Annotated in this window: 18 protein-coding genes and 1 pseudogene; 13 read left to right on the forward strand and 6 right to left on the reverse strand. The window is 72.1% G+C overall.

Features of this window, described 5'->3' with window-relative positions; translation table 11 throughout:
- Nucleotides 1-23 precede the first annotated feature (23 nt).
- From ACQP0T_RS24105 to ACQP0T_RS24120, 4 genes are all read left to right on the forward strand, one after another.
- Nucleotides 24-212: a helix-turn-helix domain-containing protein gene (locus ACQP0T_RS24105; protein WP_433870098.1), complete on the forward strand. Its 189-nt coding sequence runs from the start codon at nucleotides 24-26 to the stop codon at nucleotides 210-212.
- A gap of 652 nt (nucleotides 213-864) precedes the next feature.
- Nucleotides 865-1,101, forward strand: coding sequence for a hypothetical protein (locus ACQP0T_RS24110; protein ID WP_433870099.1), 237 nt, complete (start codon nucleotides 865-867; stop codon nucleotides 1,099-1,101).
- A gap of 6 nt (nucleotides 1,102-1,107) precedes the next feature.
- Entirely contained in the window at nucleotides 1,108-2,835 is a 1,728-nt protein-coding gene (locus tag ACQP0T_RS24115; protein WP_433870100.1) for an alpha/beta hydrolase, read from the forward strand.
- Nucleotides 2,832-3,146, forward strand: coding sequence for a hypothetical protein (locus ACQP0T_RS24120; RefSeq protein ID WP_433870101.1), 315 nt, complete (start codon nucleotides 2,832-2,834; stop codon nucleotides 3,144-3,146). The genes ACQP0T_RS24115 and ACQP0T_RS24120 overlap by 4 nt, the downstream gene beginning before the upstream one ends.
- 15 nt (nucleotides 3,147-3,161) lie before the next feature.
- On the opposite strand, the gene ACQP0T_RS24125 is transcribed toward ACQP0T_RS24120, so the two are convergent.
- Nucleotides 3,162-3,452 (reverse strand): hypothetical protein, encoded by a 291-nt coding sequence (locus tag ACQP0T_RS24125; protein WP_433870102.1) that lies wholly within the window; start codon nucleotides 3,450-3,452, stop codon nucleotides 3,162-3,164.
- A gap of 103 nt (nucleotides 3,453-3,555) precedes the next feature.
- Between ACQP0T_RS24125 and ACQP0T_RS24130 the strand changes: the two genes are divergently transcribed.
- Nucleotides 3,556-3,753: a MerR family DNA-binding transcriptional regulator gene (locus ACQP0T_RS24130; RefSeq protein ID WP_433870103.1), complete on the forward strand. Its 198-nt coding sequence runs from the start codon at nucleotides 3,556-3,558 to the stop codon at nucleotides 3,751-3,753.
- 270 nt (nucleotides 3,754-4,023) lie between these two features.
- Nucleotides 4,024-4,401 carry a VOC family protein gene (locus tag ACQP0T_RS24135; protein ID WP_433870104.1) on the forward strand — a complete coding sequence of 126 codons (378 nt, stop codon included), beginning with the start codon at nucleotides 4,024-4,026 and terminating at the stop codon, nucleotides 4,399-4,401.
- Nucleotides 4,402-4,505: 104 nt separating this feature from the next.
- On the opposite strand, the gene ACQP0T_RS24140 is transcribed toward ACQP0T_RS24135, so the two are convergent.
- Nucleotides 4,506-6,455 carry an AfsR/SARP family transcriptional regulator gene (locus ACQP0T_RS24140; protein ID WP_433870105.1) on the reverse strand — a complete coding sequence of 650 codons (1,950 nt, stop codon included), beginning with the start codon at nucleotides 6,453-6,455 and terminating at the stop codon, nucleotides 4,506-4,508.
- A 226-nt stretch (nucleotides 6,456-6,681) separates the two neighbouring features.
- On the opposite strand from ACQP0T_RS24140, the gene ACQP0T_RS24145 reads away from it, so the two are divergent.
- Genes ACQP0T_RS24145 through ACQP0T_RS24170 form a run of 6 tightly spaced genes read left to right on the forward strand, consistent with a single transcriptional unit; the run spans nucleotide 6,682 to nucleotide 12,993 of the window.
- A complete protein-coding gene (locus ACQP0T_RS24145) occupies nucleotides 6,682-7,071 on the forward strand; it encodes a hypothetical protein (RefSeq protein ID WP_433870106.1) in 390 nt (129 codons plus the stop codon).
- A gap of 41 nt (nucleotides 7,072-7,112) precedes the next feature.
- The gene (locus tag ACQP0T_RS24150; RefSeq protein WP_433870107.1) at nucleotides 7,113-7,574 is read left to right on the forward strand and encodes a hypothetical protein; all 462 of its coding nucleotides are present in this window, start codon (nucleotides 7,113-7,115) and stop codon (nucleotides 7,572-7,574) included.
- Nucleotides 7,571-9,133, forward strand: a complete 1,563-nt coding sequence (locus tag ACQP0T_RS24155) for a hypothetical protein (RefSeq protein ID WP_433870108.1) — start codon at nucleotides 7,571-7,573, stop codon at nucleotides 9,131-9,133. The genes ACQP0T_RS24150 and ACQP0T_RS24155 overlap by 4 nt, the downstream gene beginning before the upstream one ends.
- Nucleotides 9,130-9,597 carry a hypothetical protein gene (locus ACQP0T_RS24160; protein WP_433870109.1) on the forward strand — a complete coding sequence of 156 codons (468 nt, stop codon included), beginning with the start codon at nucleotides 9,130-9,132 and terminating at the stop codon, nucleotides 9,595-9,597. The genes ACQP0T_RS24155 and ACQP0T_RS24160 overlap by 4 nt, the downstream gene beginning before the upstream one ends.
- The gene (locus tag ACQP0T_RS24165; protein WP_433870110.1) at nucleotides 9,578-12,109 is read left to right on the forward strand and encodes an Hsp70 family protein; all 2,532 of its coding nucleotides are present in this window, start codon (nucleotides 9,578-9,580) and stop codon (nucleotides 12,107-12,109) included. Before ACQP0T_RS24160 ends, ACQP0T_RS24165 begins: the two co-directional genes overlap by 20 nt.
- Nucleotides 12,106-12,993 carry an OmpA family protein gene (locus ACQP0T_RS24170; RefSeq protein WP_433870111.1) on the forward strand — a complete coding sequence of 296 codons (888 nt, stop codon included), beginning with the start codon at nucleotides 12,106-12,108 and terminating at the stop codon, nucleotides 12,991-12,993. The genes ACQP0T_RS24165 and ACQP0T_RS24170 overlap by 4 nt, the downstream gene beginning before the upstream one ends.
- Nucleotides 12,994-13,000: 7 nt before the next feature.
- Here the strand turns inward: ACQP0T_RS24170 and ACQP0T_RS24175 are convergent, their stop codons facing one another.
- Nucleotides 13,001-13,996, reverse strand: coding sequence for a DUF2332 domain-containing protein (locus tag ACQP0T_RS24175; RefSeq protein WP_433870112.1), 996 nt, complete (start codon nucleotides 13,994-13,996; stop codon nucleotides 13,001-13,003).
- Nucleotides 13,997-14,088: 92 nt separating this feature from the next.
- Here ACQP0T_RS24175 and ACQP0T_RS24180 point away from each other — a divergent pair, with 92 nt between their 5' ends.
- Nucleotides 14,089-14,706: an ATP-binding protein gene (locus ACQP0T_RS24180; RefSeq protein ID WP_433870113.1), complete on the forward strand. Its 618-nt coding sequence runs from the start codon at nucleotides 14,089-14,091 to the stop codon at nucleotides 14,704-14,706.
- A gap of 69 nt (nucleotides 14,707-14,775) precedes the next feature.
- Here ACQP0T_RS24180 and ACQP0T_RS24185 read toward each other — a convergent pair.
- The 3 genes and pseudogenes from ACQP0T_RS24185 to ACQP0T_RS24195 all read right to left on the reverse strand — a co-directional run.
- Nucleotides 14,776-14,901, reverse strand: a pseudogene (locus ACQP0T_RS24185) (HepT-like ribonuclease domain-containing protein); the annotation flags it as partial.
- A gap of 40 nt (nucleotides 14,902-14,941) precedes the next feature.
- Nucleotides 14,942-15,250 (reverse strand): nucleotidyltransferase family protein, encoded by a 309-nt coding sequence (locus ACQP0T_RS24190; protein ID WP_433870114.1) that lies wholly within the window; start codon nucleotides 15,248-15,250, stop codon nucleotides 14,942-14,944.
- 101 nt (nucleotides 15,251-15,351) lie between these two features.
- Nucleotides 15,352-15,828: a permease-like cell division protein FtsX gene (locus ACQP0T_RS24195; RefSeq protein WP_433870115.1), complete on the reverse strand. Its 477-nt coding sequence runs from the start codon at nucleotides 15,826-15,828 to the stop codon at nucleotides 15,352-15,354.
- Between the last annotated feature and the right edge of the window lie 50 nt (nucleotides 15,829-15,878).

Consider the following 15,878-nt stretch of genomic DNA (forward strand, 5'->3'; position numbering starts at 1 on the left):
GCCATCCGTGCCACGTTCGTGGTATGGCGCCGAAGTTGTTGACCAGCAGCCAGCTCGCGGACGAGCTCGGCGTGAGCCGTCGGTCGATCGCGAGGTACGTGGCGGCGGGAATCCTGGTGCCCGAGCTGTACACGCCCGGCGGTCAGTCGCGCTTCAGGCTGGAAGACGCGAAGCAGCAGTTGCGGGAGCACTCGCGCCGCACCCGCGAGTAGCTCCGGAAAACGTGAAAACCCTTGCGGCGCATACGAAAGCCCCGGCCGGGAAAGCCGGGGCTTCGCGCTATCTTGCAGTCGCCAAACGAACAAAACAGCAGAGCCGAGCGTAGCAGAAGCGCTCCCCGCCACGGCCGTTCCAGGCAGGCCGTGGGTCGGCGTTCGTCCTGGTCATGGTTCACAGCCGTGCAGCGTCCGTGAGAGGGACCGCGCGAGCGTGCACCCCGACGTCTGTGCGAAGGCGGTACCCGGCTCAGCAGGCTTGGAAGCGCGGGGTGCGAGCGCAGGACACCCCTCCCCGGCTCTGCCCTGCCACCCCGGCCCGGCGGACGAGCAACGACGTCCGCGGGTGATGCCGAAGCGACCGACCGACGGCAGTCACCTCTCCCTGGTCCGGCACCCCCATGCCCGGACCGGGGGGCTCAAACCCTGCGCTCCCTCCCTCCGGCAGGCGGGCGAGGCGCTCCGCAGCGACTCCCCTGACGTGCGGACCCTCGACTTGACCGGCGCTGGGCTGAACGAGTGATGCCGCCCGGTTGAGTAGAAACCCCGTCACCACGTCGGCACCCGTTCGATACCGTCGCCCGCGCGGACGGCTACCGAGGGGGAATGATCCGTGACCGTGCGAATCGATCCGGCGACCCTGAGAAGCATGGCCGGTGACCTGGAACAGTCGACCGAGGCCCTGGGTGAGGCACGCCCGCTGCCACCGGCCGACGCGGGGCCGTCCAGCGCCGCTGTCTCCGCGACCGCCGCCGACCTGCTGCGCGCCGCCGCCGGGTACGTCGAGGTGGCGCATCGTGGCGCGGCCGACCTCGACGCCAACAGCGCGGACTACGCCTCCACCGACGACGCCAATTCCGGCTTGTTCCAACGGATGGGGCACTGATCAGCCGTGGCGCTGAACACGTGGGTCGCAGGCGATCCGGCTGCGATGCGCGGCTACGCGGAGCAGGTGCACCTCCTCGGGACGAACACCGAGCGCGTCGCCACGGGACAACATCAGGTCCGCACCGCAGCAGCCGCCGAGTGGGAAGGGCAAGCGTCCGAAGCCTTCCAACGCTGGGCGGCGGAGCAAGCCGGTGGTGGTGACACGCTCGCCGAGCTTTTCGTAGCGACCGCACGGGCGGTCGAAGCGTGGTCCGACGAGATCGGCACCGTGCGAGCGCGCATGGAGCAGGCCAAGCAGGCAGCCGCCGAAGGTCAATTGATGGTCCTAGGTGACCTGATCCACCCACCGGCTGCCGCGCGCCCGGAACCGACCGGAATGCCCTCGGCGGAACTCCCCCGGACGGCCGCCGAAGCAGAGGCGGCCCGAGCGCGGCGAGCCGCGCAGGAGGCCGCGTTCGCCGAAGCCAGGACCACGGTCGAGCAAGCCCGGGGTTTGGAGCGCGCCGCGCACGAGAAGCTCGTCCACGCGCTGAACGAGGCGAAGGACGGGCTCCAAGGCCTCCCGCAGGGTGCGGAGTGGGCTCAGGCCGGAGCGCACCCGACGAACCCGGCGGGGGCTGCCCTCGCACATGCCGCGACAGCCGTGGAAGGCCGCGCCGCCGACGCGACCCGAGGCATGTTCGAGCAGGCCATGACGCACGGCCCGGCAGCGGTGCACGGCTGCTGGTCGTCGCTGTCCACTGCTCAACGTGCCGATCTCATCGACCGCTTCCCGCAGCTCGTCGGCAGCGCGGACGGCGTCCCCGCCACCGCACGCGACCAGGCGAATCGAACTCGATTGGAACAGCAGCGCCAAGCCATCGTGGCCAAGCTGCGCGAAGCCCGGTCGCAACTCGATCCAGATACCGAGACCGCCCACGACTGGGCACGCATCGAACAAATGGAAGAGACCGTCTCGGGTATCGATAAGCTCAAGGAACAGCTCGGCCCACCTGGTAGCGGACGTTTCCTGCTCGGGCTGGATTCCACTGGTGCCGATGGTCGTGGGCGAGTCATCGTCGCTAGCGGAAACCCTGACACAGCTGATCACGTGATGACCACCGTTCCCGGAACGACGGCCGACCTTGGTGGAGCGACGGGAGACGTGCAGCGCAACGAGGCTATGCTGGATCGAGCCCGAGAGCTCGCTCCAGGCCAAGAGGTTGCCGCCGTTGCATGGGTCGACTACGAGACACCTGCGGAAGTGTTCCCCTACGCGCTGTCGGGATCTTATTCGGAGAACGCGAGTGCTGACCTCGCGCAATTCCAGGAGGGGCTTCGCGCGACCCATGAAGAGGGCGGCTCACACAACACGATTCTCGGGCACAGCTACGGCTCCACCGTCGTGGGCGAAGCCGCACGAGACTACGGCGTGCACGCCGACGACATCGGTTTCATCGGTTCACCAGGGGTCGGTGTCGACCACGCCACTGAGCTGGGCGTAGCCCCTGACCACGTCTACTCGGGGACTTCAGAGGCTGACATCATCGAATACGGCGCTTCTGCAAAGCCTTGGGAGTGGTTCAGTGAGGACGACTACCACATCCACGGCCTCGATCCCTCCGACCCGGCGTTCGGCGCCCGGGAGCTGCCCACTGAGCCCACCGGCTCGCACACGGAATACTGGGACAAGGAGCGCTCTTTGGACAGCTTGGCGCGACTCGCCGTCGGCAAGACTGAAGGTATGAGATGACTCAAGGAACCGAGCGGACGGTGCGGTGGAAGTCCATCGCGGGCCATGTCATCGCCTGGCCACTTCTCACCATCGGAGCGGTAGCGGCGGTCACGCTGTACTCGATCGCCATGCAGGGCTACGGGGACTCCGCCGCCGAACGCGGGATCGCCATCACGTTCTTCCTGGGTTACGTGGTGCCCAGCGCCTTGGGAACGTTGATCCTCGTGACGATCACGGGGTGGCGGTCGTGGTCGGCCAGGGTGGTTGTCGCAGCGGAAGCACTACTGCTCGTCGGCGCGATCGCCGCCTTGGCCCTGGGACCCCGCTAGCTGTTCGCACCAGCCCTACGGCTGGCGCAAACTCGGGGTAGCCTGCGCAGCGGCTCTCGCCGACGATCGACCGGCGTACACCTCCTCCGGCCGCATCCCCGCTTCGACGAGCAGGACGCAGCGGCAGCCGTGGCAGGAGCGGAACGTGATCCAGTCCATCTCCGACGGCTTCGCCAGCGCCAGCGGCTCGCCGCAGACCGCCTCCGCCGCCGACTCGCCCTCCCACCGCCGCCCCCGGAAGGCATGCCGCACACCGCCCTCACCCACCGCCACCGGCAACCAGTAGTGCCCCACCCGCATCAGCATCCCCTAAAACGGACAACCGAGTCAGTCGTAACTGTAGTGCAACTAGGAGACAGACGGCACGAACGTTCAGCGGATGGTGTAATGACTCCCTAGCGTCGAAACCGTGACGGGTGAGCGATACCTGACGACCGGCGAGGTGGCGCGAAAGCTGGGCATCTCGCCGCGAACGCTTGCTCGGTACGTACGCGAAGGACTGCTGGAGCCGTCACTGACCTTGCCGTCGGGCCACCACCGCTGGGCCTGGGACGACGTAGTGCGCCAGATGCAGGAGTACCGGCAGCAGAACCGCCCGGGAACCTAAACACCTTTGCGGCACATGCGAAAACCCGTTGCCCCCGCCGTGATCGGCCGCTAGGTTCGACTGCGTGAACACCGGACCGGCGCGCAGCCACGCACGGATTGGCGATCCGGTGGAGCGCTGAACTCCCGGCGGGCGCTGGACCCGCCCCGCCCCCTCCCAACGAGAGGGGGTGATCTCGCCGCCCTCCTGAGACGCGCGGAACTCCGCACCACGAGCCCCTAGACATCCCTGTCGCGGGCTCGAACGCCCGCGCGCACGGCGAGGAGACCTATGCCGATCACGTTCAACCACACCATCATCATCGCGAAGGACGGCGCGGAATCCGCGCGCTTCTTCCGCGAGCTCTTCGAGGCCGCCGAAGCGCCCTCCTGGGGTCCGTTCACCAACGTCCAGCTCGACGAGGGCGTGCTGATCCAGTTCGCCGCGCCTCCCCTGGAGGAGATCCAGAACCAGCACTACGCGTTCCTCGTCGACGACGAGCGCTTCGACCGCGCCTACGCGCGGCTCGTGGACTGGGGCGTCGAGCACTGGGCCGACCCGCGGATGCAGCACCCTGGCGAGATCAACCACGGCCACGGCGGGCGCGGCGTCTACTTCCGCGACCCGGCGGGCCACTTCTTCGAGATGATCACGCAGCCCTACCTCTGAGCACCCGCCCCAGCTCTGAGCACCCGATAGTGAACTGAGTGAGGGGCACCCTGTACCGCGTCACGTGGTACAGGGTGCCCCTCACTCAGGGACCGAACCGCCGGTCAGCGTCGTCCGTAGCGGGTCACCACGTCCTTGACCAGGGCGTAGGACTCCGGGGTGACGTCCACGTAGTCGTGGGTCCAGAAGCTCCAGGCGAACAGCCCTCGTGACGCCAGCTCCGCGATCTGCTCCGGGGCGAAGACCTTGGTCAGGTCGCTGCGCAGGCGGGCCCCGGCGGGGTCCTTGTACGGCCCGAAGTTCGACACCATGACCGGCCCGTACTTGCCCAGTTCGGTGACCATCCGCTCGACGTCGGCGGCGTTGTCCTCGTCCTGGAAGGCGTTGAAGCTCTGGAAGTCCGAGACGGCGAGCGCGTCGGAGAACAGGTCCATCAGGGACCGGCCCGAACCGAGCTGCGGATCGTCCTTCTCCGCCTGCCAGCCGTCCCAGTTCAGCGCCACCCTGGCGTTGGGCGCGTGCCGGTGGAAGACCTGCCGGATTTCGAGGTAGCGGTCCTTGAGCGCCCGGTAGTAGTTCGTGGTCAGCGGATCGGCGTGGTAGCCCTCCTCGGTGCAGACGACCTTCAGCATGCCGTTGAACACCGACACGTAGAGGGGCGGGCCGTCGGCCTCGCCCGCGAACGCCTTCGCCAGCACGCGCATGTGGTCCAGGAATTCCGGCGACAGCGGGTAGGCCTTGCCGCAGCCCGGCCCGTACTCGGTGTCGACCGGTTCCGGGTCGTCGTAGGTGGGAATCAGGATGAGGTGCATCGCCGTGCCCGCGGCGTAGTGCCCGGGGATCACCTGAGGACCCCAGCTCTCGTACTGGGCCAGTTCGTCCGGCCCGTCGTACCAGGTGGTCAACATGCCGACGGGGGCCTGGTGGACCAGCGGTTGCCGGGCCGCCTCGGTCGCCTCGTCGCCCAACCCGAACAACAGCTTCGGGTGCTCGCCGGTCCCCGCCGGAAAGCCCGGGACCGGGCGCTTCGGGGCGATCGCGTCGAGCCGCAGGTGCGCGGCCACCTCGGTGGGCGGAGCCGGGGTGGACACCGTCGTGCGGTTGACGAGGACGGTGCCGACGACCACCAGGGCCAGCACGCTGACGACGGCCGCGGCGCGGACGGCGAGCGGCCGACTCCGGAACCACCGCGCCGGACCGGCCGAGACCCGCGCCGGGACCGGCGCGGAGACCGCCAAGCCCTCGGCGGGATCGTCGAAGCGCCGGGGCGGCGGCACGGGGTCGCCCTCGGTCTCGGCGAGCAGTTCCGCGTGCAGCCCGCGAAGCCTGCTCCCGGGTTCGGCGCCGAACTCGGCGACCAGGTCGTCGCGGATCTTCTGGTACGCGGCCAGCGCGTCGGCGGGCCGCCCGGCGTCCCGCAGCGCCGTGACCAACCGCGCCCACGTCGCCTCGCGCAGCGGCTCCTCGACGCTGAGCGCCCGCAGGGCGGCCACCGCCTCCTCGGGGCGACCGTCGGCGATGAGGGCGTCGGCGAGGGCGTCCCTCGCCACCCAGCGCAGTTCGCGGAGCCGCGTCGCTTCGGCTGCGGTCCCCTGGCTCGCGGCGACCCGGCCCGGATCGCCCCGCCACAGTTCCAGCGCCGCGCGCAACGCCTGTTCGGCGGCGGCGCCGTCGCCCCCGCCCAGCGCCTCCCGGCCCCGCGCGATCAGGTCCTCGAAGACGTCGCAGTCGAGCTCGCCCCGGTCGACCGCGAGCTGGTAGCTGCCGCGCCGGCTGGAGATCGGCGACTCCGCGCCGTCCCTGGCCACCAGCTGCCGCAGCTGGTGCACGTAGGTCTTCAGGTTTCCGCGCGCCGAAGCGGGCGGGGTGCGCCCGTTCCAGAGGGCGTCGACCAGGACGTCGGTGTCGACCCAGCGGTTGCGGCGCGCCAACAGCTCGGTGAGCAGCAGGCGGGGCTTCTCCGCGTTCACCGCGACCACCGCGTCGTCGGCATCGCGCACCTGGAGCGGACCGAGCACGAAGTACTTGACGTGCCTGGTCTCGGGTTCGGACATGTCCGCTCCTCCGCACGGCTCCGGACGGGCAAGAGCAGTGTAAGCGGGCGATCACCGTGCGTGTACCGAATACCCGATTCTTCGGATGTACCGCTGATGAACCGGCTTTGACCTGCGCTGAACCCGCGTCCGGAAACTCGGTCCGGTCACCGGTGCCCGCCTCCGCGACTGGGGGTGGAGGCGGGCCGGGTGGATCGCACGCACACGAGGAACGGGGAGGGTTCGGATGAGGACCAGGACCGAGAAGCCGGGAGCGGGCCGCCGACGCGTCATCAACGCGGTCTGCTTCCTCGGGCTCCAAGCGGTGCTCGGAACCGGGCTGGGCGGGCTGTGGCTCGCCCTGATGCTGGCCGACGCGGCGGCCCAGGACTACGGGGCGGTGGACTACCTCGCCCCCGTGGTGGTGCTCGCGGTCGGGGCCGCGTCCGGCGCCTGCGCGCTGCTGACCGCGCGCGGCTCCTCGACGGCCGCGGTGCCCACCGCCGTCACCCAGGTGTTCGCGATGGCGATCGGCGCCTACGCGCTGTACCGGGGGTCCATGGTGGGCCTGACTCCCCTGCTCGCAGGACTGTTCGTGTTCGCCCACCTCTACCACCAGGACGCGGTGGACGAGTGATCGCGCCGATCCGCTGACCGCCACAAGCCGAAGGGGAAGACATGCCGTCCCGATCCGCCGTTCTCACCTGCGCCGCCGCCGTCACCTGGGCGCTGACCGGATGTGCCCAACCCGAGGCAGGTGCCCCGCGACCCGTCGAGTCGCCACCGACCGCTCCGGCCGCGCCCGAGGCCCCCGCGCCGCCACCTCCCCGTCCGGAGCCGCCGAGCACCGACGTCGCCGAGTGCTTCGACGCCGACTGCACGTTGGTGGTGACCGGCCCGCTCACCATTCCGCTCGACGCGGCCCGCTTCTACTACCCGGAGATGACCCTGGTGTCCGTCACGCCGGACGCCCTGACCTACTACGTCACCTACCCGGACGGCGGCGTCGCGATCCGGGCCAGGCTGGGTCCGGGTGGCGGCGGGTCCTTCGGGTCCCGGGGCCACGCCACGGTCCAGGTGAAGCTGGATTCGCTCGGCGACGGTACGACCGTCGTCGTCCTCACCCCCGCACCGCGATGAGGACCGGGACGCCGGAGGGGGCGGTGCAGGACGACGAGCTCGACGAGGTCCTGCGGGGCCTCGGCGGGGCCCGGCTGTACCGCAACAACGTGTTCCGGTTGACCGCGCTGCCGGTCACCGCGTCCCCGAAGCAGGTCCGGCGCCGCCGGGAGGAGGCCGCGCTGATGGCGCAGCTCGGCACCCCGCCCGCCGCGTCCGACGAGCTCCCGCTCGCACCGGCGCCCGACTGGGACGCGGTGGACGCCGCGTTCGAGTCGCTGCGCAGCCCCGTGCTGCGGCTGGTGCACGAGCTGCTGTGGCCGTGGGGCGCGGAGGACGACCACGACTCCGCCGTGCGCCGGCACTGCGCCGTGCTGGAGGGCGAGCCGCTCACCGGTCCGGACGTGCCCGGCGACCCGCTCGGGCAGCGGTGGCTCGCGGCCGTCGAAGCGTGGGCGCAGGTGCTCTCCGGTGAGCGGATCTGGGACCGGGCGCGGCAGCGGGTGCGGGAGATCGACGACCCCAGGCTGACCACGGGCACCGTCCGGCGCCTGCGCGACCGGCTGCCGAGGCACATCGTGGACGTGCACCTGGCGCTCGCGGCGGCAGCGGCCGAAGAGCTCGGCGGCGACGCCGCGGACCGGCACCTCCGGGTGCTCGACGACTCGTCGTTCGACGACGACCTCGTCGACGCGGCGCTGCGGGACGCGGTGCGCCCCGCGGAGGAGCGGGTGCGCGCCGCCCGCGAGACCGCCGACCGCATCGCGGAGACCGCGCCGCGCGGCGCCGCCGAGGCCGGCCACGCGCTGCTGGAGCGGACCGCGGCGCCGCTGCGGACCATCGGGGGGCTGCTCAGCGAGGACCACCCGGTCACCACCGCCGCCCACGACGAGGTGGCCAGGTCGGTGAACCTGTGCGCGGTGGCCCACCACAACGACTCCGGCGCGTGCGACCCGGCCTTGGACCTGCTGCGCTCGGCGCGGGAGCTGGCCCGCGAACGCACCGCGATCGAGCTGATCGACCAGAACACCGCGGTGATCGGCGGGAAGGAGATCCTGGGCGAGGTCGACGAGCTCTGCGCGGCCGGGAAGGTGAACGCGGCGGCCGACCGGCTCCGCGCGTGGCGCGGGCGCACCGACGACGAGGCGCTGCGGCGGCGGATCGACGCGGTGCTCGCCGATCAGTCGTTGCGCACGCCGCCGAACGGGATGCCCTTCCAGGGGTCGGTCTTCGGCTGGGGCGCCTACCTGTACGGGGCGAGGGAGACGACCGAGCCCGGCACGTACATCACGACGCACTACCTCACGGCGCTGTTCATCCCGGTCTTCCCGATGGCGGCCTACCTGCGGGACGCGGACTACCTCTACGGGAAGGTGCCGTTGAGCACGGCGGCGAGGTGGTGGCGGCTGGTGGTGGCCCTGCTGCTCGCCCTCTTCCTGGCGCAGCCGTTCCAGAGCGCGCCGCGGCTGCTGGTCTTCCTCGCGATCGTGGCCGGTGGTGCCGCCGCCCTCGGGCTGCGCCGGTACCGGCTCACCGCGTGGGCCGCCGCGCGGACCGCCGGTGGCGGAGCGGCGACGTGACCGGCTTCCGCCGCGGGCAGCGGCGCTTCCCGCCCGAGTTCCGCATCCACCCGCCGCCGGAGCAGCCGCCGGCAGCGGTGTGCGAACCGGAGCCGGAACCTGCGACGGCGGATCTGGACGACCGGACGGTCGCCGAAGTCGCCACCCGGATGTGGCGGGTGCTCAAGAGGTTCAGCGGCGCCGAGACGTCCAGGGCGCAGCGCATGGCGATCCGGGACCTCACCGCGATGTCGGAACGGCTGGGTGAGGCCGGGGTCCACGTGCAGAGCCACGACGGGATCTCGTGGGACCCCGGGATGTCGTTGCAGGCCCTCGCCTACGAGCCACGGCCGCACCTGGAGCGGGAAACCGTGGTGGAAACCGAACGGCCGACGATCTACCGCGGCGAGCGGTGCATCCAGTTCGGCCACGTGATCATCGGAGTACCGGAGGAAGGACAGGGCGATGGCACCGGAAACCATTGACTTCGGCATCGATCTCGGCACCACCACCAGCATCATCGCGGCGGCCACCGCCGACGACGCGACCGTGATCCCGACCGTGTGGCAGTCCGCGACCACGCCGTCCGCGGTCCACATCACCCGCTCCGGCGCGGTGCACGTCGGCGAGCCCGCGAAGGGCCGGCTGGAGGAGGACCCCGACAACGCGCACGGCGAGTTCAAGATCCAGATGGGCGACCGCGACGCGCACCGGGACTTCACCGACTCCGGCAGGCGGCTGACCCCGGTGGAGATGTCCGCCGAGGTGCTCAAGTCGCTGCGCGGCGACGTGCAGCGGCACCTGGGCCGCGACATCGACGCCGCGGTGATCACCGTGCCCGCGGCCTTCGAGCTCGACCAGTGCGACGCCACCCGCAAGGCCGCCGAGCTCGCCGGGCTCGGCCTCGCGCCGCTGATCCAGGAACCGAGCGCGGCGGCGTGGGCCTACAGCGCGCACCTCGCGACCGACCGCGGTTTCTGGCTCGTGTACGACTTCGGCGGCGGCACCTTCGACGCCGCGATCGTCAAGGTCGCCGACGGCGAGTTCAGCACCATCAACCACGCGGGCGACAACTTCCTCGGCGGCAAGCTGATCGACTGGGGCCTGGTGGAGGGCCTGCTGATCCCCGCGGTGCGCGACCAGTTCCCGCTGCCGGACCTGGCCCGCGGCCACCGCAGATCGGCGGGCAACCTGGCGAAGCTCAAGACGGCGGCGGAGAAGGCGAAGATCGCGCTGTCGCACACCACGAGCGCGCCGATCAACCTGCTGCTCAACGACGCCGACGGCACGCCCGCGTTCGACTTCGAGCACGAGCTGACGAGGGCGGACGTCGAGCGGTACGCGCTGGCGCACTACCGGCGATCGATCGACCTGTGCCGCAGGGCGATCACCGAGGCGGGCCTGCGCACCGGCGACATCGATCGCGTCCTGCTCGTCGGGGGCACCACGATCGCGCCGGCCCTGCGCGACCTGCTCGCCGACCCGGAGGAGGGCCTCGGCATCCCGCTGGACCACAGCCTCGACCCCGTCGCGGTGGTCGCCAAGGGAGCGGCGATCTTCGCGGGCACCCAGCGACAGCCCGCCCGGCCGCAGCGCGCCGAGCAGGCGCTGGGCGAAGGGCGGGTGGTGCTGGACCTGCGGTACCCGGCGGCGGGTTCGGACGTCGAACCGCTGGTGGGCGGCCTGCCACCGCGCACCGCCCAGCCCCGGGACTGGACCGGCGCCACCGTCGAGTTCATCCACCCGGACGGCAAGCCGCCCTGGCGCAGCGGGCAGCTCCCGCTCAACCCGGACGGCACGTTCACCACCCGGTTGCGCGCCGACGAGCACGCGGTCAACACCTACGACCTCGAACTGCGGGACGCCCGGGGCACCCTGGTCGCGACCGAGCCGGAACGGATCTCCTACCGGCACGCGGCGAAGATGGGCACCGCGCCGACGCTCAGCCATTCCCTCGGCGTCGCCCTGGACAACAACGAGGTGCTGTGGCTGGTGCGCAAGGGCGCCGAGCTCCCGGCCAAGGCGCGGGCCGTCCTGCACTCGACCGTGGCGGTGCGGCGCAACGAGCGGACCGGCCTGGTGCGGGTGCCCATCGTGGAGGGCGAACGGCCGAAGGCCGACCGCAACACCCTGATCGGCCAACTCGACCTGGTGCCGACCCAGGTCGACCGCGACGTGCCCGTCGGCAGCGAGGTCGAGGTCGCGCTGCGGATCGACACCAGCTTCAGCCCGCGCGCCGACGCCTACGTGCCGCTGCTCGACGAGGAGTTCCCGATCCAGGTGGAACTGGGCCGGACCGGGTCGGGAACCGACTTCCGCGGGGCGGCCGACGACCTGACCGGCCGGTTCCAGGAACTGGCCGAACGCCTCGACGAGCTGCGCTCGCGCGGCGTGGACCCGGGCGAGGCGGGCGAGCTGGCCGACCGGTTCCGCGACGACGACGTCGTCGCCGACGTCCGGCGGCTCGCCGACGCGGCCAGCGTCGACCCGGACGCCGCATCGACCTGCGAGAACCGGCTGCGGGACGCGCAGACGGCGCTGGACGACATCGAGGCCGCGCTGGAGTTCCCGGCACTGGTCGACCAAGGGCGGGCGATGGTGGCGGACCTGCGCGAGTTCGTCGCCCGGTCGGGCACCGCGCGGCACCGGAGCGCGTTCCACGACGCCGCGCGGGCCGTGGAGTCGGCCATCGCCGCCGGTGACCGCACGCTGCTGCAACGCCGGATCGACGTGCTCCGCGACATCCTCCGGGAGGTGCTGCAGGACAGCGGCCAGCTCGCCGCGGTGATCTTCGCGGTGCGGGAGAGCACCCTCGCCGACCACCCGGACCCGCGCGTCCAGGAGTTGCTCCAGCAGGGCAGGCGCGGCCTGGACCACGGCGACGACGCCCTGCTCACCAGCGTCAACGCCCAGTTGGAGCAGGCCGCACCGCGCGCCGTGGAGGGCGCCGACGCCGCGGGAGGGCTCGGCAGCACGGTCCGGGCGGGCGACCGGTGAGCGGGGCACCGACCACCCTCACCCGCGCCACCGGGCTGGCCGGCAACGGCGACTACGCCGGGGCCGAGCACCTGCTGCGGGAACTGGGCGGTCGCGGCAGCACCGACCCGGCGGTGCTCGACCTGCTCGCGCGGATCCACGCGCAGCGCGGTGAGCTCTTCGACGCCGACGAATGCTGGGCGCTGGCGCTGCGGCTGGACGCCGACTTCGCCCCGGCCCGCGCCGGTCGGCAGCGGATCGCGGCGCTGGTGGCCCACCGGATGCGGCCGCGGGGCGGTCGGGTCGCCCTGGCGGCGCTGGCCGCGGTCCTGGTCACCGGCACCGGCGTGGCCGTCGGCGTGCTGGTCGAGCAGCCGCCCGACCCGGACCCGACCGTGCTCGCCGCACTCGCCCAAGTCCGCGACGGCCAGCGCGAACAGGCCGAACGCCTCGGCTCCCTCGCCGAACGGCTCGACCGGCAGCGGAGGCTCGACGCCCTCGGCGCGGTGCTCGCGGGCGATCCCGCGTTCCTCGCCCGCGCGGACGCGGACGCGGTGGTGGTCACGTTCCCGACGGGCGTGTTCCGCACCGGGACGTCGTTGTCGCGCACCGGATCCGCGGCGCTGGGCGATCTCGCCCGACGGCTCGGCCCCCTCACCGACGGCACGTCGATCACCGTGGTGGGGCACACCGCGGACGTGCAGACGTCGGACTCCCCGACCGACGCGGAACTCGGCCTGGCCCGCGCGCGCACCGCCGCCGAGCGGATGTCCGAGGCCGGCGGCCTGCCGCTGTCGGCGTTCGCGCTGCTCAGCTCCGGCACCGCCGACCCCCCGTTCCCCACGGCGGACCCGGAGGACCGAGCGCGGAACCGGACGGTCACGGTCGTGCTGCGCCCCCGCTAGGCGGCCCTCAGCGCGCCGACCAGTCGATCCACGTGCCGTGCGGGTCCGTGGCGGCGAGCACCTCGCGCCCGTCACGGACCAGGAGGAACGGGTCCTCGTGGTGCCCGGTCGCCTCGGTGCCCGGGAGCACCCCGGGCGCTTCGTTGGACAGCCACACCGCGCCCAGGTCGCGCACCGCGGCGGCGAAGGCGCGGCGGGTCCCGGCATCGACGTAGGCGAGCACCGCCGAGTGGTAGACCACCAGCGTGGCCCCGGACGGCGCGTCGGCGGCGACGCGGGCCAGGTCGTCCACGAGGTCCCCGCGGTGGACCGGCACCGGGTGGCGGCGGGCGAGGTCCAGCGCCGCGCGCAACCGCGCCTCGCGGTCGCCTTCCCCCGGCCACACCAGGCATTCGAGCCAGCGGGCGTCGTCGGCGTCGGCCGGGTCGAGCGGGTTGACGTCGAGCCCCCGCCGCCACGCCACGGTCGGCAGCCGGTCCGGCAGCGGAACCGGCCCGTGCGGGCGGCACGCCAGCGTCGGCGCCCCCGGATCGCCCGCCAGCGCATGCCCGGCGTAGTCGTAGGAGTAGTGGTCGGGCAGCAGCGTCAGCCCGGCCGAGGCGCCGACCTCCAGCAGCGCCAGCGGCTCGGGCAACCCGGCCAGCGCGGGCAGCAGCGTGGCGCACCGGGCGGGCTCGTTGGTCTGGGTCCGCCTCGCCCGCAGCACCGCCGCCAGCTCGTCGGCGCGCTCGCGCACCAGGCGGCGCACGGCGTCGATCCCCGGCGGCGTCCCGAGCAGGTAGCGGGCCGCGGCGAACAGGAGGTTCGGCTGCCGCTTGACCACCGGCAGCCCGTCCAGGAAGTCCAGCACCCCGGTGTCCGCGGCGACCGCCTCGGCCAGGCGGCCGTACGCGGGCGACCGCCCGCGCGCCGCCGCGCCGAACCGCCGGAAGTTCTCGGCGGTCCCCAGGCGCGAGTCCAGCCCGCGCATCGCCCCGGCGGAGCCCGCCGCATCGTTGCCCACGCCGACGATCCTGCCGAGCCATCGCCCGCACGTCCATCCGTCCCACCGAACGACCGCGGACGATTCCGCGGTCCATGCCGGATGCTGGGACCGTGGACGAGTTCGGGACGCGATGGCGCAACACCACCCACGACTGGGCCGAGACCGTGGATCCCGAGCACTTGGCCGAGATCCGCCACCGGCCGGGCGAGTTCGCGCCGGGCGGCGTGCTGCACCTGATCACCGAGGTACTCGCCTACGCCGCCGACGAAGCCGAGTGCACCGGTTCCGGGCACTGCGTCGTCACGTTGCACACCGACGGCTCGGTGACTGTCTCGGACGACGGACGCGGCACCGACACCCGCCACGACGGGAACGGCACCCCGATCAAGAAAGCGGTCATGTCCACGAAGGACTTGCGATTCTTCGATTCCGCGGCAGCGCAGATCCTCCCCGATGGTCATCCGCGTCGAGGCATGTCCGTGGTCGCCGCCCTCAGCACATGGCTCGTGCACACCAACCGCCGCCGCAACGGCTCGTGGACCCAGCGCTACGAACACGGCCTCCCGGTCACCGGCCTCATCCCCATCGAGGAGGGCATCAGCACCGGGACCGCCGTGCGCTTCCTGCCCCATGCCGCGATGCGAGTGCCCGCTTCGGCGACCGCCGCCGCGCTGACCCGACTGGCACATCCGCCATCGTTGACCAGCGACGTCGTCGTCGAGCGTTGATCGTCCGTGGAGCCTGTTGCGGAATGCCACGATGCGGCCGAGGTCCGGTACGCGCGCGGCGATTTCGGCATCCGCTTTGGAAAGTTGGTTCAGCGCTTCGCCGATGATTTCGAACTGCCGCTCGACGGCGGATCGCAGCATGGCGTTCGCCTGATAACTGGCGAAGCCCTCACCACGGGTGAATTCCCGCAGCAGGTCCGCGGCCCGGAACGCATCCCAGAGGTACGCCCGGGTGTCACGCTGCGTAGAGGAGCTCCCGGGTGTCCAGGATCCGCTGCTTGAAGTAGGGGTTGCGGACGCTGCCCACGCTGACCAGGTCGACCGGGCGGCCGAGGATGCCTTCGAGCCCCTCCTTCAGGTCGAAGTAGGTGCCGAAGTGGTCGAACCCGGGGCCGACGTCGAACTCGACGAGCACGTCGACGTCGCTGGTCGTGGCGTCGAACGAGCCGTCCGCACCGGAGCCGAACAGACCGAGCCGCCGCACCGGGAGCGTGCGGCACAGCTCCTCGATCTCGTGCCTGTTCGCCTCGATCAGCTCGTGCACCACCGCCACCTCCCGACCTGCCTGATCAACGGTCGCAGGCCACCGCGACCGTCAGCGCGGGGTGTCCCCGAGGGGGCGGGCCGGTGATCCGGTCCGGCCGGTCATCGGGGCGGCCACAGCCCGTTCGGCGGGCACGGCGGCTGGCCCGGCACGAAGGGAGGCCGGACGAACACTTCGATCCGCGCCCCCGGGTGCTCCTGCCGGAGGTCATCGGCCAACGCGCGCACGTCCGCACCCGCCAGCGGCAGCACCTGCAGACCGGCGGGCAGGGCTTCCGGACTGGCCAGCTCCACCAGGTGCGGGTCGTCGGCGAACATCTCCTTGAACTGCACGTACGCCTGCTCCTTGGTCTCGGTGTAGACCTGGCGCACCCGGTCGTCGGCGGCCACGGCCGCCGCCCGGCGGTGCATCTCCTCGTCGGTGTCGAAGAAGACCCCGACGTGGTCACCGCACAGGTCGTGTCCGGCCAGCGGCACGGTCGGGGCCGGCGGGCGCTGCGGCGCCGATCCCTGGAACGTGCAGGCCGCCAACCCAGCACCGACCACGAGCGTGCCGAGCGCCCTCATCGAGTTCTTCACGGCGGCAAGACTTCCACGTCCGGCGCGGCGCGGACAGGGGCGACCGCGCC

The organism is Saccharopolyspora sp. CA-218241 (genome assembly GCF_050954615.1).
GTDB classification, from domain to species: Bacteria; Actinomycetota; Actinomycetes; order Mycobacteriales; family Pseudonocardiaceae; genus Saccharopolyspora; species Saccharopolyspora cebuensis.

What these genes read in the sequence shown, in the direction of transcription:
- ACQP0T_RS24105 (WP_433870098.1), top strand. Translation starts at nt 24, where the DNA reads ATGGCGCCGAAGTTGTTGACCAGCAGCCAGCTCGCGGACGAGCTCGGC.
- ACQP0T_RS24110 (WP_433870099.1), top strand. Translation starts at nt 865, where the DNA reads ATGGCCGGTGACCTGGAACAGTCGACCGAGGCCCTGGGTGAGGCACGC.
- ACQP0T_RS24120 (WP_433870101.1), top strand. Translation starts at nt 2,832, where the DNA reads ATGACTCAAGGAACCGAGCGGACGGTGCGGTGGAAGTCCATCGCGGGC.
- ACQP0T_RS24125 (WP_433870102.1), bottom strand. Translation starts at nt 3,452, where the DNA reads ATGCTGATGCGGGTGGGGCACTACTGGTTGCCGGTGGCGGTGGGTGAG.
- ACQP0T_RS24135 (WP_433870104.1), top strand. Translation starts at nt 4,024, where the DNA reads ATGCCGATCACGTTCAACCACACCATCATCATCGCGAAGGACGGCGCG.
- ACQP0T_RS24140 (WP_433870105.1), bottom strand. Translation starts at nt 6,455, where the DNA reads ATGTCCGAACCCGAGACCAGGCACGTCAAGTACTTCGTGCTCGGTCCG.
- ACQP0T_RS24145 (WP_433870106.1), top strand. Translation starts at nt 6,682, where the DNA reads ATGAGGACCAGGACCGAGAAGCCGGGAGCGGGCCGCCGACGCGTCATC.
- ACQP0T_RS24150 (WP_433870107.1), top strand. Translation starts at nt 7,113, where the DNA reads ATGCCGTCCCGATCCGCCGTTCTCACCTGCGCCGCCGCCGTCACCTGG.
- ACQP0T_RS24155 (WP_433870108.1), top strand. Translation starts at nt 7,571, where the DNA reads ATGAGGACCGGGACGCCGGAGGGGGCGGTGCAGGACGACGAGCTCGAC.
- ACQP0T_RS24165 (WP_433870110.1), top strand. Translation starts at nt 9,578, where the DNA reads ATGGCACCGGAAACCATTGACTTCGGCATCGATCTCGGCACCACCACC.